This is a genomic window from Bacillus sp. 1A, assembly GCF_052682215.1.
The window spans coordinates 642177-667398 of the sequence record NZ_JBQYLZ010000001.1 but is presented as its reverse complement, the minus strand read 5'-3'; the positions used below and the strand labels follow the sequence as shown (position 1 = coordinate 667398).

The window sequence follows — 25222 nt, the reverse complement described above, 5'->3', positions numbered from 1 at the left end:
TTAGCCCTCTTTTAGTTAACTTGGATTAACTTTTCAATTTTCTTTTTAAATGGTTGCACAACATTTTGACCAATACGTTCAATTTCATGCTCACTAATTTGAGAAGTAATAAGAAAATAATTTGCCCCTATTTCCCAAAAATCAGTTAACGTCGAGATGACTTCCTCATAGCTACCAACAATAGAAATTGAATTAGATGGGTTAACTAAACTTAGACCTCCCCAAAGATGATCATCTATCCACATACTATCTTTTGTAATTAAATCTTTGTATCGGCGAAGTCCAACAGAATCTGCATTATCTAAAAATAGCTTAGTCATCCGCTTTAAGGCTGCTGGTGTTCTCTCAAGTAATTCATATGCTTCTTTATATGCTTCTTCCGAAGTCTCACGAGCAATGATGTCTACTAAAATAGCACCTGGAATTTTCTCGCGCCCATATTGCTTAGCGTAATTATTAACTGTTTGATAGTGTTCTCTAAGACTTTTGCGGTCTGTTGCATAAAGTATATAAGCATCACCATACTCTGCAGCTACTCTCATTGCCTCCTCGGAGGACCCCGCTACAAAGTAGCGGGCACTTCGAGAGAGATCTTCCTTTGGATAAATATCACTATTTTCTACTTGATAAAACTCACCTTTATAGCTAGTTACTCCTCGTCTTAATTGTTGTAACAGCTCAATATATTCTTTTGTCCTAGCATATCGAACATGGTGCGGTTCTGGTAATCCATCACGCGCAAGGACAAGCGAGGCACTTCCAGTTACAATGTTAATATCTGCACGATTACCAATTAAACTATTTAAAGTATTCAATGCTTTTGCTGTTACGGTAGGAAGCATCTGGTTTGTATTTTGCGCAACCAAAATCTTTACAAACTCCGTATTCATTCCAATCATAGACGCTGCTATCATTGGATCAACAGATGTTGGTGCAATAGAAACCAATACCGAGTCAAAGTTATTCTTCTCAGCTCTTTTAGCTTGATTAACATATTCCTCTAGAAGTTCTTTTGTTTGTGGTGTTGGAATAACAGGTAATCCCCAGCAAAACTCAACTTTTGACGGAACTACTTCTTTATTAATCATGTTGTTCCCCTCCCTTTACTACTTTCTACTTTTTAAAGCAGATAATGTATTTTTCATAACCGATTTCGCTTTCAATAACTCTTTTTTATTTGTTAAATTGTTATTTACTTCTTGATTACTTAAATATTTAGCAAGAGATTTAATTGACGTATGCTCATAAAGAACAACTATAGGTAAGTCTCGTTTAAAGGCCTCTTTTAATTTCACATTAATACGAACAAGATCTAAAGAACTCATTCCTAGATCGAAGAAATTATCGTAAATTCCTATTTCTTCGATTCCAAACATATCTTTTAATAATTCGTATAATTGTTGTTCAATTTCATTAGTTGGTGGTCTATACGTTGTGGAAACATCTGAACGATTCTGCTTTAATCTATTCTTACTTCCTTTTTCCAATAGTTCATTATAATAGTTGGCACCATTTAAAAGTTTCCAATGTAAATCTATTGGAGAAACCACGACTTGTTGTTGATTTCTATTGATGATACTACGGAATACTTTTAAACCCTCTTCTACAGTTACACCATCATGTAATACACTTTCCATATCCATATTAAATTGCTTTGCCCATATTTCAGCCGACTTAAGTGACATACCCACCTCTTGCCAATCTGGCCAATTAATAGCTACAGTGAACACTCCATCATGAGCCCGCTTATAAAACGCAAATGCATCTAAAAATTCATTCGCTGCATTATAACCACTCTGACCAAATTTCATATGATACGCCACATTACCAATCGATGAACATAATACGAAGAAATCAATTGGTTCATCTTTTAATAAAGCATCGAGTACTAGTGTACCTTTAATTTTCGGAGCTAAAATTTTATTATTAGATTCTTTTTCACGATTCATCATAATACCTAGATAATCAGCGACACCTGCTGCATGAATTACGCCATTAATAGAACCAAAACGAGATTTAGCCTTATCAATTGCCTGTTTTATATCATCTTGATTGGAAACATCAGAACTTAGGATCATGTATTCTGCACCTTGAGACTCCATTGTCAACAAATCAGAAATAACTCGGCTTACACGCTCGTCTTTATTTTCTAAGTACTGTTCCCATTGATTACGAGGTGGGAACTCTGAGCGGCCAATCAATATAAGTTTGACATTTGGTACTCTATTAGCTAAATCTTTTGCAATTTCAAATCCAATTCCACCAAGTCCACCAGTAATTAAATAAACGCCACCCTCTCGTAATCTATCAATTTCTACATCTTCTTCCTCAAAAGGACTTTGAATAATCGTTTGCGCCCATCGATGACGTCCTCGATAAGCTACAACTATATCAGTAGAATCCACAAAACTCTCCATTAAACCCACTTCTTCAAACATTTGTTGAGAATCTGTATCCATATCAATGGTACGACATTTTATATTTTGAAACTCAAGATTGCATATTTTTGAAAAGCCTAGAATTGTAGCTTGCTCTGGCTTTAAGTTCAGCTCTGTACCTGTAACTTCAAACATACGGTCAGTAAAAATGTTTAACTGTAATGCTCCCTCATAATTAATTTTCCCAATTGCTTGTGCAATATAAAGTAACGAATAATATCCTTCATCCATTGATCGTTCAATTCTCTCTTGATCGAGAATAACCTCATTAACTGGATTAAAGCTCCAAGCATGTATAATCTTATTTGGTAATAAATCTTTTTGTTCTAATTCTGAAAATAGCATTTCATAATGCATTTTTTGAGATGGACATATCGTATATAAACCGTCGGATTTTTCAGAGAAAATACCACCTGTTTTAACTTCAATTACATCATGACCTTCTCTTTTTAATTTTTCTATCAGTCGATTGAATCGATTTAGATGATCATTGAAAATAAGCCATTTATATTTTTGTTCTTTCTTTATTTGTATAGATTTTAATGTTTTGCGTTCCCAAGAAGGCAAATAAAACCAGTCTTTAATATTAGCCTGTTTATTATGGCCTCTTGTTTCCTGAGTTAAACTCTGAGATTGAGTATTAAAAAATGGATCAGCTTTAAATCGTTTTTTCATGAAAGGATACGTTGGTAAATCTAATAACCTTTTATTCTCACTGTTATTAAAAGTATTCCAATTTATAGTTCCACCTTGCATCCATAACCGTCCCATTTGCTTGCATAAATGCTCGAAGTCATTTGATTTATCCAGAGGATGACGTAACATGTTTAAAGCCAATTGATCTTTACTTCTATTTAAATGTTTTAATACAAAAGTTGATAATGCATTACCTGGTCCAATCTCAAGGCAAATTACATTTTTCAAATGAAAAATTTCAGATAATCCCTTTGAAAATTGAACAGTACTTCGTAGATGCTGTGCCCAATAAGAAGGTGATGTGGCTTGATTTGCTGTAATCATTTCACCTGTAACATTAGATATATAAGGTATTTTAGGACTTGATAATTTTATATTTCCTACAGCTTGCTCAAATGCATCTAGAACTTCATCCATCATTCGAGAATGGAAAGCATGCGAAGTAAATAGATGCGTTGTCTTTACTCCATGATTTAAAAATAATTCCTCAATCTTATTGATTGAAAGTACAGTACCAGAAATTACTGAATGTTGAGAGGAATTTACAGCTGCTATATCTACATCATCTGTTATATAGGTTTTTAATTCTTCAACAGATAAATTTACACTTAGCATAGCGCCTTCTGGTACGCTATTCATTAACTTCCCTCTAATCATTACTAAATGTAATGCATCTTCATAAGACATTACTTCTGCTAAACAAGCTGCTACAAACTCACCAATACTATGGCCAAACATGACCCTTGGATAAACTCCCCAATTCATTAGAAGCTTGGCTAATGCATATTCAATAGTGAATAGTAGAGGTTGCGTCATTGAAGTTCTATTTAACTGTTCAGTTGCTTTATCCTCTGTCTCCTTTGTAGGATACAAAATATTTTTCATGTCTATTTCTAACCAATTTGAGAGTAAGGCTAAACCTTGATCAACGTGTTCACGAAATACAGGTTCATTTTCATATAAATCTCTACCCATATTGATATACTGTGATCCTTGACCTGAAAAAAGAAAGGCTAAAGGTCTACTCTCCATTGCGTTTGTTTTCTCTAGTCCCGTATCACCAAGTTTTTCTATGGCATCCTCTATTCCATTAGCAACTACAGCAGTTCTATATGGAAATTCACGACGACCTTTTTGTAATGTATAAGCTGTATCAGATAGTGATATCTCTGGATTCTCCTTCAAATGCAATAATAGATCGTTAGTAGCTTTATCTAAGGATTCCTCTGTTTTTGCTGAAACAGTTAATAAGTTCCAAGATTGTTTTTCAAAATTCTTAGCATTGTCAGGAACAGACTCTAACACTATATGTGCATTAGTTCCACCCATCCCAAACGAACTAACACCCGCTCTTCTTACCTCTTCTTTCCATGGGATAAGTTCCGTATTTACACGAAACGGATTTTTTCCAAAATCAATGCTAGGGTTTGGGTTATGATAATGAAGGCTCGGCGGAATTTTCTTGTTTTTCAAAGCTAAGACCGTTTTTATAAATCCTCCAACTCCTGCTGCAGCATCTAAATGTCCAATGTTTGTCTTCACTGATCCAATTAAAACTCTACCTGGTTCTTGCTTACCAAAAGCTAACTTCAATGCTTCTACTTCTATAGGATCACCTAGTTGCGTACCAGTACCATGAGTTTCTATATATGAGATTTCTTCAGGCTTAACACCAGCTATTTCATGAGCCGATTTTATAACAGCAGCTTGTCCATCAACCCCTGGCGCTGTAAATCCAGCCTTATTGGACCCATCATTATTTACTGCAGCTCCTTTAATAACTCCATGTATTAAATTTCCATCTCGAAGAGCGTCCTCCAATCTTTTCAGTACTACAATACCAGCACCATTTCCACCCACTGTTCCTTGAGCATCCTTATCAAAAGCTCGACAATGACCATCTGGTGAGAAAATCATACCATCTTCATATAAATATCCTGTTTTTGTTGGATAAGTTATACTTACTCCCCCGGCCAAGGCTATATCGCATCGTCCATCGATAAGATCTGCCCATGCGTTTTGAATAGCAACTAAAGAGGTAGAACAAGCTGTTTGTACTGTAATCGCTGGTCCTTTTAGATTTAATTTATAAGCCAATCGAGTAGCAAAGAAATCTTTTTCGTTTAACAACATTGCTTGGAAATCTTCTAATGTATTAGAAGATTCACTAGCAATAGAACGAAGCCAGTGGAAATTTGGTGATCCTCCAACATAAACTCCTGTATTCATATGAGAAGAATTAACCTCACCTGCTTGTTCTAGTGCTTCCCATGCGCATTCATGAAGTATACGCAGTTGTGGATCCATCATTTCAGCTTCTTTTAGACTGTAATCAAAAAATTCATTATCAAATGCATCTACATCTTCTAAATACCCTTTAGATTTTATATAATTAGGTTTTTGAATCACTTCTTTTGGTATGCCCATCTCACTAAGTTCTTCATCTGTAAATGTACGAATGGATTCTATCCCTTTTTCTAAGTTTGACCAGAATTGCTTAAGATTAGATGCACCTGGCATACGAACCGCCATACCAACCACTGCTACATCATTTTTATTCATAGATAAAAGATTTTCTTTCTTAACTTCTTCAGGATGGTGGTCCATATCATTATCACTTCTAAAGTAGGAAGCTTGATCATGAACCGTTGGGTATCGGAATAACATAGGCATTGTAAGTTCTTTTTCAAACTTGCTTCGTAAACGAGAGAACAATCGAACCATTTTTAAGGAGTTCCCTCCAACATCAAAGAAATTATCATACAATCCTACTTTTTCTACCCCCAAAACTTCCTTCCAAACATCAGCTACCGTTGTTTCAAGCTCATCTAGTAAATCATTTGGTTGTACTAACTTAGTAGGCTTAGGTAAAGCACGACGATTAACTTTTCCATTCGTAGTTAATGGCATTTCACTTAAAAGCACAAAATACATAGGTATCATATACGAAGGTATTTTGTCAGTAAGATAATAACGTAATTCATTTTGAGATATATCTTGATCAGTTAGTATATAAGCACACAGTTCTTGCTCCTCTCCAAAAGCAATAGATAAAACTACCGCTTCCTTCACATCCGCATGCTGTTGTAAATGGTGTTCTATTTCTCCTGTTTCGATTCGATAACCACGTATCTTCACTTGATGATCACTACGACCTATATACTCCATCTCGCCATTTTCAAGAATACGAACTAAATCTCCTGATCTATATAATCTTTCACTTGGATTATAAGGATTCTGTATAAAACGTTCACTGTTTAGTTCAGGACGATTTAGATATCCCCGCGCAACTCCATGTCCTCCAACATAAAGTTCCCCTTGCATTCCCTTAGGTGTAGGATTCATATGTTTGTCAAATACATAGCACGAATACGTAGGAAGAGGCACGCCTATAGCACTAAGATTACTGTGCATTTCTTTTTCTCCAATTTCCTTATAAGTAACATGTACTGTCGTCTCAGTTATTCCATACATATTTACTATGACCGTATTAGGTGAACGCTTAAACCAACTTTGCAGTAAACCTGGCTTCAGCATTTCCCCTCCAAATGTAATTAACCTAATTTTAAAAGCAAGTTTAGGCATCTCTTCAGCTACTTGTTGAAAAACATAGAATGCAGATGGAGTTTGATTCAATACCGTTACTCCCTCATCTGCAATCAACTGAGCAAGTTTATACGTATCACGGATTGTTTCTTTTGTTGCCAGGACAAGACGCCCACCATAAGTAAGTGATCCAAATATCTCCCAAACCGACATATCAAAACAGAAAGAATGAAACAGTAACCACACATCATTACTAGAGAATTTAAAACTATTTGGTTGATGCATGACAAGTTGTATTACATTACTATGTTCAATCATAACCCCTTTAGGACGTCCTGTTGTTCCAGAAGTATAAATGACATATGCTAAATTATTTGGGGCAACATCTACTCTCTCGAAATCTTGCATCGGTGTCTCATTAAGTTCTTCAATAAAAAGCATTGTGCTATCAAATTTAACTTTATCCTCAAATAAATTTGAGGTTATTATTACATTTGAACCACTATCTTGAAGAATAAAATCAATTCGTTCCTGAGGATAATCAGGATCAATTGGAACATAAGCCCCACCTGCTTTTAAAATACCAAGTAGAGAGATAATCATATTAAATGAGTAATCCAACATTACAGCTACTGGAGAATCTAAAGTTACACCTTCTTTTAGAAGAGCAAATGCCACTTTATCCGCACGCTCATTCAACTCTCCATAAGTCATCTCACTATTCTCAAATGTAAGTGCCACTCTCTCAGGATGCTTTTCAGCTTGCATCTCAATTAATTGATGAAGTGTTGTGTGTGGGAATGTAGCACTTTGATTTTGACCACCTTGAAGCAAAAACTTTTCTTCTACCTCATCTAACATTTTAAGAGTTTGTATTGGTTGTCCTTCATCTAAAAGCATTGAATCTAATAACTGTATAAAATGGTTAGTTATACTGGTAATAATGGATTCATCAAATACATCTTCAGGCCACATCATTGCAAGTTTAATAGAATCGAAACACTCTATTGAGACGGTTAAATCATAGTTGGTCATTTCATTTACTTCATAACCTGAAATTCTTACACTTTCATCAATTTCTTTCAGCTTTTCTATATCAAGAGGATAATTCTCAACTACCATAATAGTGTCAAATGACACGTTTAAATCAACAATTGAAGTCGTTTCATATTCAGTTCTTCTTTGGACATCACTTTGAATTCTTTGTAAAAGATCTGAAACAGTCATTCTCCCATCAGCACTTACACGAAGTGGTGGTGTATTTATAAATAAACCTACCATTTCACTCAGACCATGCATTGAAATTGAACGCCCGGATACTGTTGTACCGAATATTACGTCCTCTGAATTTTTGTACCTTTGTAATAATAGACCCCAGGCTGTATAAAATAATGTAGCCAATGTTACACCTTGATTACTTGCAAAACTTCGAAATCTATCACTTCGCTCTTTATCTAGCTCTTTTACATATGTTTTTGCTTTTTTTAGTTGATTAGAATTTTTATTGGATAAATTTATTTGTTCAGTTAATTCATTTAAATATTGTTCCCAAAAAAGCTTTTGTTTTGATTTATCTTGTTTTTGTTGCCATAGTATATATTCTTTAAATTTCTTTTTATTTATAGATGATGGTACATCTCCCTTTATTAACTCTCGATATACCTTAATAAACTCTTGTAAAATAATACTATTACTCCAACCATCAAACAAAATATGATGATGACGTAAAACCATTTCATATTCGCCTTCGTTCAAGTGGCACAGTTCGATAGAAAAGGGAACTGTTTGTAAATCAAAGCTTTCTGTATCATTAGAGACTTTACCATCACTATATATAATGTTCGGAGTATGCTCTTTTAGTATAAGTTGTACAGGTTGTTTAACTTTTTCCCATCGAAAAATTGTACGCAGCATTTCATTTTTCCGCGTTACATAATTCCACGCCTCTTCAAACTTTGGAATATTAATTTTTCCAGTTAAGCAAAGTCGAAGTTCTTCATGATATAGCTTTCCTTCGGGTTCTTTCAAATAATGATAAAGAATACCTTCCTGCACTGGTGTAAGGGCGATTACATCTTCAATATCTTCTTTATGAATCTTTACTGCTTTCCTCATTAACAGAACCTCCTACAAGTGTGGTATGGTGTGAATATTTATCGGAACCTAATAAGGCAAGTGCTTTTCTATCTATCTTTCCGCTATCCGTTAATGGCATTTCATTTACACGTACAAAACTGTTAGGTATCATATAATCTGGTAAAAATAAGCGAAGATATTTTTTTAACCTCTCTAACTCAATATCATTTTCTGACTCATAGAAAGCTATTAACTTAACTACCATCTCAGATTCTTGTCTTACAATTACCGCACATTGTAAAACTCCTTCACAAGACATTAAACACGATTCTATTTCCCCTAACTCAATACGAAGCCCATTAACTTTAACTTGAAAATCAATTCTTCCATGAAACTCAATATTCCCATCCGATCTTATTAAAGCTAAGTCACCGGTTTTATATATACGGGTATCAAGGGAATATTGTACAAACTTTTCTGCCGTTAATTGCGGCCTATTTACATATCCACGTGCTAATCCTATACCTGAGATACATAATTCTCCTATATGGCCTTCCGGAAGTTTATTACCATATTTATCAACAACAAACATCTCAATATTCCTAATTGGTCGCCCTATTGGAACGCTCCCTTCTGTAATCTCATGTGTCGGACAATCATAAGCAGTCACATCAATGGTTGCTTCAGTAGGTCCGTACAGATTAGTAAGAAGTGTATCATTAGAGAAATTTAGCAGCTTGTTAAAACGGTTTACATGTTGAGACAGTAGTGCCTCACCACTAACAAATACTTGTTTCAACGATTTTATTCGGTTAGTTCCACCTGTCACATCAAGATAGTGTAAAAATGCACTTAACATAGATGGTACAAAATGCATAATTGTCACGTCATTACTTTCAGTTGTCTCAATAATAGCCTGTGGAAACTTCTCCATCCCTGGCGCAAGAATACATACTTTGGCTCCAACTATGGCCCACCAGAACATCTCCCATACGGATACATCAAATGTATAAGGGGTCTTTTGTAATATAGTATCCTTTGAACTAATTGGATAAGCCTCTTGCATCCACTCAATTCGATTTATTAAGGCCGAATGCTCAATCATAACACCCTTAGGTTTCCCGGTTGAACCGGAAGTGTATATTACGTACACAAGATCAGAGGGTTTGTTAATACACTCTAAATTTTCACCATTTCCTTCATAGGAAATCGAATCTAAAGCCAACATATCAGCTTTCAAACTATCTTGAAAACGATGTAGGATTTGCTTTTGCGTAAGTATTAATTTAGCACCGCTATCTTCTATAATGAATTGTAATCGTGATGATGGATGATTCGGGGAAAGCGGAAGATATGCTCCGCCCGCTTTCAATATCCCGAAAATTCCGACAACCATTTCGATAGATCGCTCTACCATAATACCTACAACTGTATCTGGACCAACTCCACCTTCACGTAAAAGACGAGCTAATTGGTTACTTTTTTCATTTAATTCCTTATAGGTTAATGTTTCTTTTTTAAAGATAACAGCAACCTCATCTGGCGTACGGACTACTTGTTCTTCAAACAGCTTTTGTATACATGTACTCATCCGGGTTGTATCACTCCTTTAGTTACAGGTATTTTTTCAATGGCACGTTTCGCTTTTTTAGCAAATCCCTTACCAAGTAATAGCTGATGAATCTGATTACTCCCCTCAACGATCTCCATTGTTTTAGAATCTCTAAAGCACCTTGATATTGAATAATTATCATTACAACCAAGTGCTCCCATAATCTGTACAGCATTCGTTGAATGCCTTGTACCTGAGCGCGATGCAAAATATTTTGCAACCATAATCTTTTCAGTAGCATCAGCTCGATGTTCATTTTTGGCCTTACAAGCTTCTAAACTAAGGAGTATAGAAGCTTCTAAATCTACTCCCATATCCGTAACCATATGTGAAATCATGCCATGATCAATTAGAGAGTTACCAAATGTGCTTCTATGTAATACATGATTCCCACAGATTTCTAAACAAGTACGTAATACACCAAGAGCAGCAAAGGCAATTGAAATACGCCCAAATTCTAAAGCATACGGTGCAAGGTAAGTAAAAGCAAATCCTGGTCTACCAATGATATTTTCTAAAGGTATTTCTACATTATTGAATTCAATTTCTGCCAAATATGCAGCTTTAAATCCAAGCATGTCTCTTATATGAGTAACATTTACACCCACACTATCTTTTGGTACTAAACAAGCAATTGGTTGTTCACCATTTAGTTTTCCAAATACCAAAAACACATCAGCAGTTGCACCAAAAGTGATCCACTTCTTCACTCCATTAAGTATTAATTTATCCCCGTGTTGATCGAAGTTCGTTTTAATCATATTTAAATCTGATCCTGCTCCAGGTTCAGTAAGAGCTAATGCAGCTATTTGATTACCAGATGCAAGTAATGGTAACCACTGATTTTTTTGATTTTCTGTTCCCCATTTTAAAATCGTTTCTGTTACCATCGTATGGACATTAAATAATCCCGAAAGAGAGACACTACCTCTTGCTATTGCTTCAGTAAATAACCCATACGTTACATAATCCCATTCTAATCCACCATACTCCGCTGGAAGTGTTCCACCTAAATAACCATTTTTAGCACAAGTCTGTATTATGTCTGATGGAATGCCCTGTTCAATCTCCCAACTATTAGCGTAAGGTTCTATATTTTCACAAACAAATTCCAAAAAATTCTGATACATTTTATATTGAGATTGCTCTAAGTATTGTTTCATGTCCATTACCGAACCATTTGCTTATTTCTTATAAAATTACCAATAGAATTTACAGACTTATAGTTATCCATATCTAAGTCATCCATAGTTACCTTTATGGCAAATTCTTTTTCAAGAAAAGTCATCAATTGGATTGCAAATAAAGAATTAACTAATCCTTCTTCAAAAATCTCAGTATCATCATTAAATTCAATACCTACATGATCTTGAATATACATATGAATAATTTGTTCTAAATTTTTATCTTGCATTTTATACACCCCTATTTGTAATTTTTAATTTTAATAAGCGTAAAAGCCTTTACCACTCTTTCTACCATATTCACCTGCATCTACCATCTTTTTAAGTAATGGACAACATCTAAACTTTGGATCTTGATATTCCTCATAAAGTACATTTAATGAATGTAATACTGTATCTAACCCAATTAAATCTGCTGTTTCTAATGGACCCATTGTGTGTCCAAAGCATTTTTTAAATATATCGTCTACCTGTTTAGGTGTTGCTACACCATCCATTACAACCCAAGCTGATTCATTCATGAATAAGTGGGAGATACGGTTAGAAACAAAACCAGTCTGATCATTAACAACAATTGCATCTTTATCTAATTGTTTTAGGAAAGCTTGAGCCTTCGTGACCGTTTCATCTGAAGTTAAATATCCTCTAATAACTTCTATAGATGGTTTCATATATACCGGATTCATAAAATGCATTCCTATTATTTTATCTGGACGCTTTGTTACTCCTCCTACTTTTGTTATTGAGATACAAGACGTATTTACTCCGAAAATTGTATCCTTTTTACATATCTCATCTAATCTTCTATAGATCGGCTCTTTAATTTGCCAGTTTTCTGGAACATTTTCTACTATATAATCACATTCAGCCACTTCATCAAGATTAGTAGAGCTACTTATTAACGAAAGTACTTCTTCCTTATGCATTCTAGGAAATGCTTTATTAATTAGAGGAGCAAAGCGAACTGTCTCTAATATTTTCTCTTCCGCTTTTTCTAACTGCTCTTCTGTAACATCAATTAATACCGTTTCTAGACCATGCAGCACTAAATCTACTGCCATGCCGATCCCCATTATTCCAGCACCTACAATACCAATTTTTTTGAACATTTATCCATCATCGCTCCCTTAATATATTTATAATTTATATCTAAAAACTTTTACATTGAAGAACTCTTTGCAGGTAACGTTTTTGTTCTCTCTCTTTAATTTGTTTTTCAATAAGTGCTGTTTTCATCATTTGGATTGCTTCTTCTACATCACTTTTCTCCACTGAATACCCCGAATTAATTTTTTCTTCGAATTGACTTTGGACCTTTTGAAATGGGCGTACTACCTTTTTCTGATACTCACTTAAATCTGTATTATAATTTTTTGTACTTACAACTACAGTTAAACACCCTGATATTACTTCTTCATAATCAGATTCTTGTAATGTAAAAGAATTTTTTGTATTTAGGATATCTTTCTCCCTTTCATAATTACATGTCGATATAGCAGGGTTAATAGCTTGCAGAAGATACTTCAAGACTTCCTTTGGTCCCATTTCAATAGCTTTCATAGACCCTTGATTCATTAGATAGTGAATCATGTCCAACCATTTCACAGGCTTTATTAATTGTAAGTAAAGGTTTTCTCTTATATTTTCTACACCTTTATACATTGAACTATCATGATTCGCTATGACAGGTATTAATGGCTGTTTCATATCTATATTTTCTAGTACACTCTTATATTTTTCAGCAGCAGGTTGCATCATAGGAGAATGGAATGGCCCACTTAATTTAAGGGGGATTGCAATTCCCCCATGCTCTACTAGCATTTCACAAGCTAACTGAACCGCAGAGCTTGTACCAGAAATTGATGTTTTATTTGGAGTGTCATAAGCCGATATATATACTTCCTGTCCCTTGGTTAACAATTCTGAACAAATACCTTCAACAATTTCTGGAGCAAGATTGTTAACCCATGCCATAGTTCCATCTATAGTCAATGCATAGCTACTCAAAATCGTACTACGTTCTTGTACTAATTTTAAGGTATCTGAAAATGCAATTGCTCCAGAAGCACATAGAGCTGTATATTCTCCCAAAGAATATCCAATCATTGCCTCTGGTTTATTGCCTATTTCCTGTTCAAAAACTCGAAAAGCTGCCATGCTAGTTGTTACTAAAGCAGTCTGTGAATTTTGTAACTTTTCAAGGTCAGCTTTGTATATCTTCTCCATACAAAGGGAAGCCATGTCTATTTTTAGAGTGTCACTTGCTTCTTCAAATATCTCACGTGCTACAGGGAAGTTTTCATAAAGGTACTTACCCATTCCAGAATAATGGGATCCTACGCCAGGAAACATAAATACAATATTCATCTTTTTATCTCCCTTATTTTCATCTTAAGCTATCTTCAACTCTATCTAATAAAGCTCGTCCCTCTTCAGTTTTTCTTAAATTCACTAAATCAACTACATAGCGAATATCTGAAACATCATTCCATCCTAGATCTAGTGCAAGATTCATATGCTTTAACGAAAGATCGATTCTATCAATTAATGAATAACCACATGAAAGTAAAAAGTGATGCCATGCATTTAAATCTCCTATAGTACGAGCTTTTTGTACAAACTCACTAGCTTTATTAAAATCTGAATAGTATCTCAATTGATGGTATGCGGTAAAAACGAAATTATCTAATTCGTTATAAGGAAACACATAAGCTGTATAGGTTTGAAGATTTGTGAATCCAACTTTTCCCGCTAGTTTAATAGATGGAATACGAAAATCCTCTGTCTTCCAATGTGGTGTTCTTCCTTGTTTTAAACAGTCATCCAAGAATGCTCTTGCAGCCAACCAAGCATACCCTTTACCTCGCTGGAATAAATCATAAGTGTTAATTCCAATTTCCACATCAGTATCTGTTGCAAAAACCGATAAGCAACTAGTTACAACTTGTTCATGTACCATTACTACATAACCAAATCCATTTCGGATGAAATCCTGAGTTGACTCCCAAAAATCAGCAATATCATCCCGTACCATTGCGAACTTTTTATCTGATAGCATGTCGATTGTAATACGTTCCACCGTTACCTCATCAGGCATATTAGGTTTAGATAACTTATTATAAGACTCTGGATCAAAAGTAAATGTTACTCGAGTGTAAGGTTTAGGAATAAACATTTGCAATTGTTCCTCGACAACCTGTTTCCATTTTGATTCGGGTAATAATTCAACCTGAAAAAAGTCATCCCCTATCTGCTCAGCCTCAGGTGCAATTACTTCTTTAATAAAAGTTGGTAGACTTGAAACAAAATTACTTGTAGGATCACCTAATAAATAAAAAATTTCTTGTTCTGCCCATACAAGTGCACATCTAGGGTTATTAGGATTATCCACATAAATATGTCCCTTATTGTAACCATGAGCTATACCGTTAAGTATTGGATGGTTCTTATAATCAACGAGAAGTGGAGATATTTGTTTGAATTCATCCTTTTCTTTTACCAATTCATAAATCATATTCTTAAAAGTCCTCCCTTTTGAGAACAAGTGTGAAGTGCATGCTGCGCAATAATTGGCTGAAGTACCTGCGAGGTACCTTCAATAATTTCTAAAACCTTTGCTTCCCTAAATAAACGCTCAACAGGATATTCTCTTGAAAATCCGTTTCCACCAAACACTTGGACAGCGTCTGTGGCTACCTTCATAGCCACCTTTGAGGCAAAGTATTTTGCAATGGTTGTTTCAATTACAGCATCAGTATGTCTATCCTGACGCTTTTTCCCAGCCTCTTGGCATAACGAACGAGCTGCTTTTATATTTACACTTGCTTCTGCTAAAATTGTTTGAATTGCTTCATATTCACATATATATTTATTTCCTTGTTTTCTTCTTCTTGAATAAGCTACCATTGCTTCTAGTGCTTCTTGAGCAATGGCTACTCCCGCCCAGGCAATACTATATCTACCATGATCAAGAGCTGTGTTAACTACATAACTCCATCCACCCCCAATTGGTCCTAACAAATTTTCAGCTGGTACCTTTACATCTTGCAAATGAATCTCAGCTATATGCGAGGAATTACTTGCTAACAGTTTACTCATTTTATTTGTAGAAACACCCGTCATTGACCGTTCAACAATAAAAGCGCTAACTTTTCCCTCACTAGACGCAAAAACTAAAAAACAATCCGCAATGTCAGCAAAAGAAATCCATTTTTTGTGCCCATTAAGAATAAAATGATCATTAACTTGTTTATAGGAAGTTCCAACAGCTTTTGCATCAGAACCAACCTCTGGCTCAGTTAGGGCAAATGAAAATAATAGGTTCCCCTTTGCCATCTCAGGTAACCATTTTCTCTTTTGCTCTTCAGTCCCCCACCTTTTAATTGACTCCCCTACTAAAGATACATGAACTGTAAGTAATTCACGAACCGAATTACAAGCTTTACCAATGATTTCAGTAAGACGACCATAATCTAAAGAATCAAGAGAAAGTCCCTCATATTCTTTTGGAATCGTTGCACCTAATACACCATAACTTGAGAGTTCTTGTATCACATCATAGGGAAGCTCTTCATTACTTTCAAACTCACTTGCTCGAGGCCGAAGCTTCTTTTCCGCAAACTCATCAACTACTCCCAGAATCTCTTCTGCATTACTCATACTGTGAAATTCCCATTCTTCTTTTTGTTAATTAGATCAACCATATTATTAATAGTAGAAAAGTTAATAATATCAAGTTCATCATTATCTACTACTATATCAAACTCCGTTTCTATAAAATTTAACATTTGCATAGCAAAGAGCGAATTCACATAACCTTTTTCAAATATGTTGTCATCATTAGCAACAATAGTTTCCTCTGCATTAAAAATAATAAGATTTTTTTTAATGTATTGACGTATTTTTTCATGATTATCCATGTAATTACTCCTTCTGAGACCTGGGAAATCAATTAACCAATATCCCAATTAAAATCGGTCTCTATTTTTATTTTTTCTTTCTCCTGAGTCGCAGATAAAACAAGTTCTTTTTCCTCACTTGTTAACATTTGAATATCTTTTAGACTAACATTAGGATGAGTTGTTATTTCTTCTAATAGAAGGTTAAATCGCCTTCCAAATTCTACTATTGTTGATTTATCAAATAAAGATGTAGCATATTCAAAAGTGAATTCATATATATCTTTATTTTCTTCAGCAATAAGAGTTAAATCAAACTTACTTGTTAGTGTATCTGTGTTTGTTTCCGTGCTAATTTCTAATCCATCCACAACTGTATGTTTTTCATCCGAATTTTGTAATACAAACATGACATCAAATAAAGCACTTCGGCTTAAGTCTCTAGAAAGATCTAATTTTTCCACTAACTGATCAAATGGATACACCTGATGTTCGAAAGCTTCTAACGTATCGTTTTTCACTTTTTTCAAGTGATTAATAAAAGATTGATCTGGATTTATTTGATAACGTAATGCAATTGTATTTACAAACAACCCCATAAGAGGTAACAGATCAGCATGCGGCCTACCTGCAACTGGTGATCCTATAATGACATCCTTTTGTTCCCCATGCTTGTACAGAAAAATAGTGAAGGTAGCCATAAGTAACATAAAAGGTGTCGTATCAGTTTCTAGTGCTATTTTTTTTATTTTCCGAGTAATTTCCTTGTTTACTTGGAAATTATATTGTTCACCCTCAAAACTCTTTACAGGCGGCCGACCTCGATCATATGGTAATTCAAGAACTGGTATATCCCCTGAGAATAATTCTTCCCAGTATTTCTCATGGATATCAAATTCTTTAGAAGATAATAATTTTTGTTCCCACACAGCATAATCTTTATATTGCAAACGATTTTCCGGCAATGTTTTCCCAGCATATAGGGCCTTAAAATCATGCATAAAGATACTTAAAGACACGCCATCTGTTATGATGTGATGAAGGTCAATTACAAGTAAATAACTATTATCTTTTAACTCCTTTAGTCCAGCCCGCATTAACGGAACCTTAGAAAGATTAAATGGTTGCAACCATTCTTTATCCTCTCCCTTTATCATTTCTAGCTCAAAAGTTACCTGTTCTAATACTCTCTGTACTAATTGATCTCCCTGCCACTCAAACTGTGTTCTTAGTATTTCATGGCGTTTAATAAGCTTTTCAAAGACTAATTCTATCCTTTGCCGGTCCACCGTTCCTTTAAGAATAAAACAACTTGGCACATTGTATGTCATCTGTACCCCATCCATCTCTTGTAATAACATCATTCTTTTTTGAGTCGATGAAACCGGGTATACCTCAGATTTCGGTACTACTTCTATATCTTGCAACCTATTTTCTTTTGAATTTTTAATAAAATGACTTAAAGTGCTTATTGTTGGATACTCAAAAAGATTTGCCAATGATAATTGCACGTTAAATTCTTTCCATATTTTAGCGTTGATTACAGTAGCATGAAGGGAATGACCACCAAGTGCGAAAAAATTATCTTCTACACCAATACAAGGATTACCTATAACTTCTTTCCATATATCAACTAGCTTTCTCTCCATATCATCGAGTGGTTTTACATAATTAGTAGTCTCCATCGATGGAGAAGAATCTATAATTACATTCTTTGTATTACCTTCTATAACAGAAATAAGAAATGTCATTATTTGTTCAGCTAAATTTTGCTCGTATTCTGCAGCATGGTGAATTTTATCTGAAATATTTACTATTCCTTCTTTAGTTACTGATTTTGTTAAGTGCATTTTTATCAATGATCCACGAATTACTCCCCAATTGGCAGCTGCTGTCTTCATAGATTCAGCGATAGTTTGGAAGTCCGAGTGATAATGCTCACCAAGAAACGAAAGCATTTTTGAAAACTTTACTCGGCCATCTACAATTTGACCCAAATGTGAGAATAACGGAACATCATTAAAGTCTAAATATCCATCTGTCTCTTTATTCAAATCAAACTTACTTATTAGTTGCGTAGCAAAAAGGTGCACTTGTGAAAAAATATGTTTTTCATCTTTTATATGTTTTATCCAATTTGACAAATCGGTTGTAATCGATTGTATGTCTGTGATCTCATCTTCAGTAACTTTTAAAGTACTTACTTTTTGATAACCCTTATGAAAAAGTTCTGTTGAAAGTTTTGTATTTTTAACCATAAAATATGGATCGGTAATAATTAAACAGTCTTCTTCGGGCTCATATCCTACAACAATAAATGAATGAACAATATGATTTTTTAGATAATTCTCATCCCAAGGAAGCCAGTATGCATTCATGGTTACCACCACAGGCAATCCCGAGTATAATTGTTCTAATATAATTTCAAATCCTTCACCGGATGAATCTGTATCAAATATAGTACTTTTTATACCATGATATTTTTCTAAATCACTTACAAAATAACCAGACTCTGTATATAAGCCATCCCCTAAATTTCCATTATCGACAGGAGAAAAACCAAAATCCCATAATCTAGCGTACATTAAATAATGTTTACGCTTAAACCAATTAGCTAACGTAGCAATTACATCATCAATACAATTCTGTTCCGAACTTTTACAAGGCTCAACATCATATAAGATTGAAGAAGTATAATTTCCCATTTACTCACCTCTATATTTTTACCAACAGGAAAAACTATTGTAATTTGGTTATTTCTCTATACTAAGTTGACAGAGATATGTATATCTTCTTTAAAAAGCTATCAATTATTATTAACACATTTAATATGAAGAATCTTATTTCTCGAATTACTTTTTTTATTTTAATCATTCTAAAATAGGGAGGAGAATTCCCTAACTCATAGTCACCAGAATAAACACTAACATTCCAGAAAGCTAAGAGGGAAAGCTCCTTTAATCCCACAGTATAGCAAGTGTAAATTTAAACTCTTAAAAGTCTTGTTTACAATATGAAGTAATACTAATTATTTTTCTTTTCTGCTATATAAGCAGCTAGTTGTTTAATATTGCGCTTTGTATATGCGACTAGGTCATCCGTATTAAGATTCTCGTTTTCTAAAGCAAGATCAAGCTCAATAGCTAGTAGAGAATTCCCTCCTAAGTCAAAGAAATCATCCTCAATACCGACAGCTTCAATCTTAAGTATACTTTTCCATATTTCAACCAAACGAGATTCTAACTCATTACTAGGAGACATCATACTCTCCTCCTCATTCTTAGGTAAAGATCTAGGTGAAGGTAAGGAATGTCGGTCAACCTTTCCACTTGGTGTTAATGGTATTTTTTCAACTTCAACAAAGAAAGTAGGTATCATATAACTCGGTACTAATTTCGCAAGATGCAATTTCAAATCAGAAATGGATGCAAGTGATTTTGCTACGAAATAAGCTACAAGCTTTTTCTGCCCATCTTCATCTTGAATGTCTACTATCACTGCTTCTTTAATTGCATGGTGTGAAGATAAAGCATCTAAAATTTCACCTGGCTCAATTCGATATCCTCTAATTTTTAATTGTTCATCATTTCTACCGAGGAATTCTATATTCCCATCAGGTAACCAGCGTGAAAGATCTCCTGTCCTGTACATTTTCTCCCCTTTTACAAATGGGTCTGGTAAAAACTTTTCTTCAGTTAATCTCATTTGATTTACATATCCTCTTGCAAGCCCTTCTCCCGCAATATACAGCTCTCCTACCGCGCCAATAGGTTGAAGTCTCTGTTTCTGATTAAGTATATAAAGCCTTACATTTGGAATAGGCTTTCCAATAGGAATAGTATTATAGTTTTCACTTTCTTGAAGTGAAAACGTACTTGCGATAACCGTCGCCTCAGTAGGACCATACATATTTTCTATTTGGGTCGATAGTCGATGCTTTTTAAACTTATTAACCACCTCATGTGTCAAAGCTTCACCCGCAAGTAATATATACTTTACTTTATTTAAAACCTGGCAATTTTCATTATTAAGTGTATTTACGAAAGCTCTAAACATAGACGGCACAAAATTTAATAATTTCACATCATATTTATCTATAGTTCTTAAAATTGCTCTTGGGTTTCGATGTTCCTCATTTTCCATTATTACTAATTTACTACCTACTATGGTCCACCCAAACAACTCTAGAACAGATACATCAAATATATAAGGTGTCTTCAGTAAATACATATCTGATTCATCCATAGGATATAAATGAGACATTGAAAATAAGAAATTCACAATACTACAATGTTCAATCATGACTCCTTTTGGTCTACCTGTAGAACCGGAGGTGTATAAAATATAAGCTAAGTTATTTGGTTTTCTAGTAACCTCCAGGTTGCTTGTATCACCAACGTACAAATTTTCTTGCTTTAAATCAATAATCTCTCCTACAAATGGAATTTCACCTACGTATTTAGATTCTGTAAGTACAAATTGAGGATTACAATCCTCTAAAATATGTTCCATTCGACGCTTTGGATATTCAGGATCAATTGGTACATATGCAGCTCCAGATTTTAGCACAGCAAATATAGCTATAATCATTTCTACGGATCTTTCCACAACGATACCAATTCTAGTTTCCTGATCTACCCCTTTTTGTCTAAGAAAACGAGCAAGCTGATTTGCTCGATTATTGATATATGAATAACTGTACGATACATCATTTGAAATAACTGCGATTTCTTCTGGTTTATTTTCAACCTGATCCTCAAAAAATTGATGAACTAATTTACCCTGAGGAAAATCTAATTTTGTATTATTAAGTTCATTTAACATCCTTGTGGATTCACTTTTACTTAAGACATTAACATCTTCAATTTTTGCTTCAGGATTAGCTACCATCCACTCTAGCGTATTAATAAAATGCATCATAAACCGCTCTATAGTTTGCGGATAATATAGTCCTGTCGCGTATTCCAATTCTAATCGCAGACCCCCTTCTTCCGGAAATACTTCTATACTCATATCTACCTTTGAAGCTTGATGCTTAATTTCGTATGATTTAAATGTAATATCTTTTATTTTTTCTGATGTTCTTCCGATATTCTGCATCACTAACATGACATCAAATACAGGATTCCGGTTAGTATGATAAGCCATGTCTAACTTATTTACTAACTCATCAAATGGGTATTCTTGATATTGAAATGCTTCTAGCGCATTTTCTTTTACTTCATTTAAGAATTGAATTATCGTCTTTTCCGCTTTAGGATGATTTCTCATAGGTAGTGTATTTACAAACATACCTATGATAGGCTCAAGATCATGATGAATTCTTCCTGCAATTGGAGAACCTACTATAATATCTTCCTGTTGCGTATACACATGCAACACTATATTCAGTGATGAAAGAAGTACCATATATAAAGTAGCTTCTCTTTCATCTGCAAAGGACTTTAATTTATTAGAAAGTTCAGGTGTTAGATGGAATACTAATCTATCACCTTCAAAAGTTTGATTTAGCCCACGTGGCTTATCGGTTGGGAACATAAGAATTGGTAACTCACCTTTAAACTTATCTACCCAATACTCTTCAATTTCTTTCAATCCTTCATCATGTAAACGATTGGTTTGCCAATTAGCATAGTCTTTGTATTGTATTTTAATAGGCTCTAAGACTTTGCCTGAATATAGGTCTATAAACTCTTTTTCTAACTTCGCTAAAGATACTCCATCTGCAATTATGTGATGAAGATCAAATAGTAACAGATATTGATTGAATTCTAATTTCATTAAACCGACGCGCATAAGTGGAGCCCTATCTAACTGAAAAGGACGAACAAATTCCTGTATTAACTCTTCAATTGTTGATCTATCAGATTTATATAAATGTTCAATTCTAATATCTAAACTATCATGAATAAATTGAACTGGTTCACCTTTAATAAATTGGAATGAAGTTCTTAATGATTCATGACGTTCCACTAATTCTTTGACACATTGTTCTGCCTTTATAAAATCAAACTCACCTTCAATTAACATTGCACCTGGTATATTGTAGGCAGTTCCTATTCCAGCAAAGCGGTTTAATATATATAATCTTTTTTGTGAAGAAGAAGCTTGATAAAATTCTCTATTAGGTACGATCTCAATTTGAGAATAATTTTTCTTCCCTTCATATTTCTCTATATACTCCGCTAATAGCATAATTGTAGGCCTTTGAAACATTTCACGTATAGGTACATCTACACCTAAACGTTTATATATGTGTGAAACAACAGAAGTAATTTGTAATGAATTACCTCCTAATTCGAAAAAGTTATCATTCACACCTATTTTCTCTATTCCAAGTACTACTTTCCATATCTCAGAGAGCATTTGTTCAATTTCGTTACGTGGTTCAATAAATAAAGCTGTGGATTGCTCCCAAATTGGATCCGGAAGAGCTTTCCGATCTATTTTACCGTTTGATGAGATTGGAAACTGCTCAATCGGGATGATGTATGCAGGAATCATATAAAACGGTAAATACTCTCTAAGGAATTGGCGTACTTCTTCTACTTTAGCTGAAGAATTCATAACTACATATGCACATAAAACCGGAGCATCTTCTCCCTCTTTTTTACGTGTAATTACAATAGCTTCACCAATTTCAGGATAACGTAATAGTTGCTTTTCTATTTCTCCCAATTCAATTCGTAATCCACGAATTTTGACTTGATCATCCATACGGCCTAAATATTCAAGATTTCCATCTGGTAACCAGCGAGCCAAATCTCCAGTACGATATACCTTGTCATCTATAATAGAAGAACCCGCTTTGTTGATTTGTAAAGGAACAAATTTGTCCATAGTTAACTTAGGTTGATTTAAATACCCTCTTGCTAATCCTTCTCCTGAAATACACAATTCCCCAGGAATTCCAACGGGTTGTAATTGTTGATTATCACCCATAATATAAACTGTTTGATTAGCTAGAGGTCTTCCTATTGGTAATTGATTCATAAATTCTAACTCAGCGTGCTGAACATGATAACATGTAGAATCTACAGTTGTCTCTGTAGGTCCATAAGCATTTGTTAAATTTGGTCGGCAGTTTTCATTAAATAAACCAAGGAATTTCCGTGCTAATTTCGGTGGTAATTCCTCTCCAGCAATAATAAAATGTTTAAATGAATATTCTACCTCTTCATCTATAAAATTAGTTAATAATCGAAGATGCATCGGCGTTCCATCCGCGATATTTATTTGCTTTTCTTGATAAAAATTAATTAGCTTCTGCCCATCAGTTCTTGCTTCCTCTGGTACTATAAATAAACTATTTCCTAATAAAAGCGCACCAAACATGTTTTGTACTGAAGCGTCAAACTCAAAAGGTGAAACTAACCCGATTCGCATAGAGGAACTATATTTATCATATATTTCATTTTTTAACCCGAATATTAAATTTACAACACTACGATTTTCAACCATAATTCCTTTAGGATTACCTGTTGTTCCAGAGGTAAAAATAACATATGCCAAATCGTAAGGTGTACTTACTGAAGGGAAACTAACCAATTTTGTTTCAAGTAGTTCATTAAAACTTACCATACTACAATCTTGGATTTCCCTTGTAAAATCTTCACTAATAACTTCTGGTTTTACTATACAAAGTGGAGATTTACATTCTTTTAGCATTGCTTCTATCCGTTTATACGGCAAATATATGTTAATAGGTAAATAAGCAGCCCCACTTTTTAAAATACCTAGCAATGCAATGACTGCATCAATTGATCGATCCATCATAAGGCCAACAATGTGTCCTTTTCCAATTCCTTTTTTATATAGAGAACTGGCAACCAGATCTACCTTTTCTTTTAATTGAGCGTATGTTATTTCTCTTTTGTCATCAGAAACAGCAAGTTTATTTGGATTATGCATGACTTGTTCTTCAAATAACTGTATCACCGTTAAATGATGCGGGTAATCTAACTCAGTTTGATTAAATGCAATTAACTCTCTTATATCATTATCACTAACCCAATCTAAATCTATATGGGGCGTATTCGGTTGTAGTAAAGCTTGCTCTAACAAGTCTATAAAATGATGACCAAATCGCGTAACAGTAGATGTTTTGTATAGATGTTCATTAAAATACATATCACCTTCTATACACCCATTTACTTGACGGAAAGAGAATATAATTTCAGCATTGCTCTCACTTAAATAATTTAAATCTTGAATTTCCTCTAGCAAAATTGCAGTACGGAATGGATAATTACGCCCCTCTGGAAGGTAGTTACTCAAAACCGGTTGTAAACTTTCCAATGGGAAATTTTGATGTTCTAAAGCATTAACCATTACTGTACTAACATGCTGGAGAATTTGTCTAAATGTCATATGTTCCTCAAGACCATGTCTTAAAACTAACAAAGTATTAATAAGGTTAGTATCACTGTCTTGTTTTAAAACAGGTGTACCAATGCATATATCTTGCAATCTAGTATATTTATTTAACAGCAAAGTAAGTCCAGCAGTAAGAATCATGTGCAATTGAAGATCTGATCCATTTGCTAACTTTAAAATCTTCTCGGACAATTCCTCTTTTAGTTTTATGCTAACATTTGATAAATTCACCTGTTTGTTTGATGTCCGGTAATCATAAGGGAAATGGCAGTCAGCAAGTTCCCCTGATAAGTTTTCTAACCAAAATTCTCTTTCCTTTATTCGTTCATTTGCGGCAATTACTTTATCTTTATTCGCTATTCGTTCAACCATAGTTACTCACTCCTGACAATAATC

12 protein-coding genes are annotated in these 25222 nt (G+C 34.3%); all 12 read right to left on the bottom strand.

Features of this window, described 5'->3' with window-relative positions; translation table 11 throughout:
- Positions 1-11 precede the first annotated feature (11 nt).
- Positions 12-1088: an LLM class flavin-dependent oxidoreductase gene (locus tag ACUN0F_RS03495; RefSeq protein WP_000608549.1), complete on the bottom strand. Its 1077-nt coding sequence runs from the start codon at positions 1086-1088 to the stop codon at positions 12-14.
- An 18-nt stretch (positions 1089-1106) separates the two neighbouring features.
- Positions 1107-8795 carry an amino acid adenylation domain-containing protein gene (locus ACUN0F_RS03490; protein WP_445539119.1) on the bottom strand — a complete coding sequence of 2563 codons (7689 nt, stop codon included), beginning with the start codon at positions 8793-8795 and terminating at the stop codon, positions 1107-1109.
- Positions 8770-10347, bottom strand: a complete 1578-nt coding sequence (gene zmaJ, locus ACUN0F_RS03485; protein WP_048559780.1) for a zwittermicin A synthase ZmaJ — start codon at positions 10345-10347, stop codon at positions 8770-8772. Before zmaJ ends, ACUN0F_RS03490 begins: the two co-directional genes overlap by 26 nt.
- On the bottom strand, positions 10344-11537 hold the full coding sequence (locus ACUN0F_RS03480; RefSeq protein ID WP_327986897.1) for an acyl-CoA dehydrogenase family protein: 1194 nt from the start codon (positions 11535-11537) through the stop codon (positions 10344-10346). The genes zmaJ and ACUN0F_RS03480 overlap by 4 nt, the downstream gene beginning before the upstream one ends.
- The gene (locus tag ACUN0F_RS03475; protein WP_001152970.1) at positions 11537-11782 is read right to left on the bottom strand and encodes an acyl carrier protein; all 246 of its coding nucleotides are present in this window, start codon (positions 11780-11782) and stop codon (positions 11537-11539) included. The genes ACUN0F_RS03480 and ACUN0F_RS03475 overlap by 1 nt, the downstream gene beginning before the upstream one ends.
- Before the next feature lie 30 nt (positions 11783-11812).
- Entirely contained in the window at positions 11813-12661 is an 849-nt protein-coding gene (locus ACUN0F_RS03470) for a 3-hydroxyacyl-CoA dehydrogenase family protein (protein ID WP_445539118.1), read from the bottom strand.
- Between the two features lie 40 nt (positions 12662-12701).
- Positions 12702-13919 (bottom strand): ACP S-malonyltransferase, encoded by a 1218-nt coding sequence (locus ACUN0F_RS03465; protein ID WP_445539117.1) that lies wholly within the window; start codon positions 13917-13919, stop codon positions 12702-12704.
- Between the two features lie 19 nt (positions 13920-13938).
- Positions 13939-15066, bottom strand: a complete 1128-nt coding sequence (locus ACUN0F_RS03460) for a GNAT family N-acetyltransferase (protein WP_087986119.1) — start codon at positions 15064-15066, stop codon at positions 13939-13941.
- Positions 15063-16211 (bottom strand): acyl-CoA dehydrogenase family protein, encoded by a 1149-nt coding sequence (locus tag ACUN0F_RS03455; RefSeq protein ID WP_445539116.1) that lies wholly within the window; start codon positions 16209-16211, stop codon positions 15063-15065. The genes ACUN0F_RS03460 and ACUN0F_RS03455 overlap by 4 nt, the downstream gene beginning before the upstream one ends.
- On the bottom strand, positions 16208-16471 hold the full coding sequence (locus tag ACUN0F_RS03450) for an acyl carrier protein (RefSeq protein WP_000368639.1): 264 nt from the start codon (positions 16469-16471) through the stop codon (positions 16208-16210). The genes ACUN0F_RS03455 and ACUN0F_RS03450 overlap by 4 nt, the downstream gene beginning before the upstream one ends.
- 32 nt (positions 16472-16503) lie before the next feature.
- On the bottom strand, positions 16504-19155 hold the full coding sequence (locus ACUN0F_RS03445) for a condensation domain-containing protein (protein ID WP_445539115.1): 2652 nt from the start codon (positions 19153-19155) through the stop codon (positions 16504-16506).
- 319 nt (positions 19156-19474) lie between these two features.
- On the bottom strand, positions 19475-25198 hold the full coding sequence (locus tag ACUN0F_RS03440; protein WP_445539114.1) for an amino acid adenylation domain-containing protein: 5724 nt from the start codon (positions 25196-25198) through the stop codon (positions 19475-19477).
- Positions 25199-25222 lie beyond the last annotated feature (24 nt).

Excerpts from the sequence above, each read along its gene's own strand:
- ACUN0F_RS03495 (WP_000608549.1), bottom strand. The coding sequence starts at position 1,088 with ATGATTAATAAAGAAGTAGTTCCGTCAAAAGTTGAGTTTTGCTGGGGA.
- ACUN0F_RS03490 (WP_445539119.1), bottom strand. The coding sequence starts at position 8,795 with ATGAGGAAAGCAGTAAAGATTCATAAAGAAGATATTGAAGATGTAATC.
- zmaJ (WP_048559780.1), bottom strand. The coding sequence starts at position 10,347 with ATGAGTACATGTATACAAAAGCTGTTTGAAGAACAAGTAGTCCGTACG.
- ACUN0F_RS03480 (WP_327986897.1), bottom strand. The coding sequence starts at position 11,537 with ATGGACATGAAACAATACTTAGAGCAATCTCAATATAAAATGTATCAG.
- ACUN0F_RS03475 (WP_001152970.1), bottom strand. The coding sequence starts at position 11,782 with ATGCAAGATAAAAATTTAGAACAAATTATTCATATGTATATTCAAGAT.
- ACUN0F_RS03470 (WP_445539118.1), bottom strand. The coding sequence starts at position 12,661 with ATGTTCAAAAAAATTGGTATTGTAGGTGCTGGAATAATGGGGATCGGC.
- ACUN0F_RS03465 (WP_445539117.1), bottom strand. The coding sequence starts at position 13,919 with ATGAATATTGTATTTATGTTTCCTGGCGTAGGATCCCATTATTCTGGA.
- ACUN0F_RS03460 (WP_087986119.1), bottom strand. The coding sequence starts at position 15,066 with ATGATTTATGAATTGGTAAAAGAAAAGGATGAATTCAAACAAATATCT.
- ACUN0F_RS03455 (WP_445539116.1), bottom strand. The coding sequence starts at position 16,211 with ATGAGTAATGCAGAAGAGATTCTGGGAGTAGTTGATGAGTTTGCGGAA.
- ACUN0F_RS03450 (WP_000368639.1), bottom strand. The coding sequence starts at position 16,471 with ATGGATAATCATGAAAAAATACGTCAATACATTAAAAAAAATCTTATT.
- ACUN0F_RS03445 (WP_445539115.1), bottom strand. The coding sequence starts at position 19,155 with ATGGGAAATTATACTTCTTCAATCTTATATGATGTTGAGCCTTGTAAA.
- ACUN0F_RS03440 (WP_445539114.1), bottom strand. The coding sequence starts at position 25,198 with ATGGTTGAACGAATAGCGAATAAAGATAAAGTAATTGCCGCAAATGAA.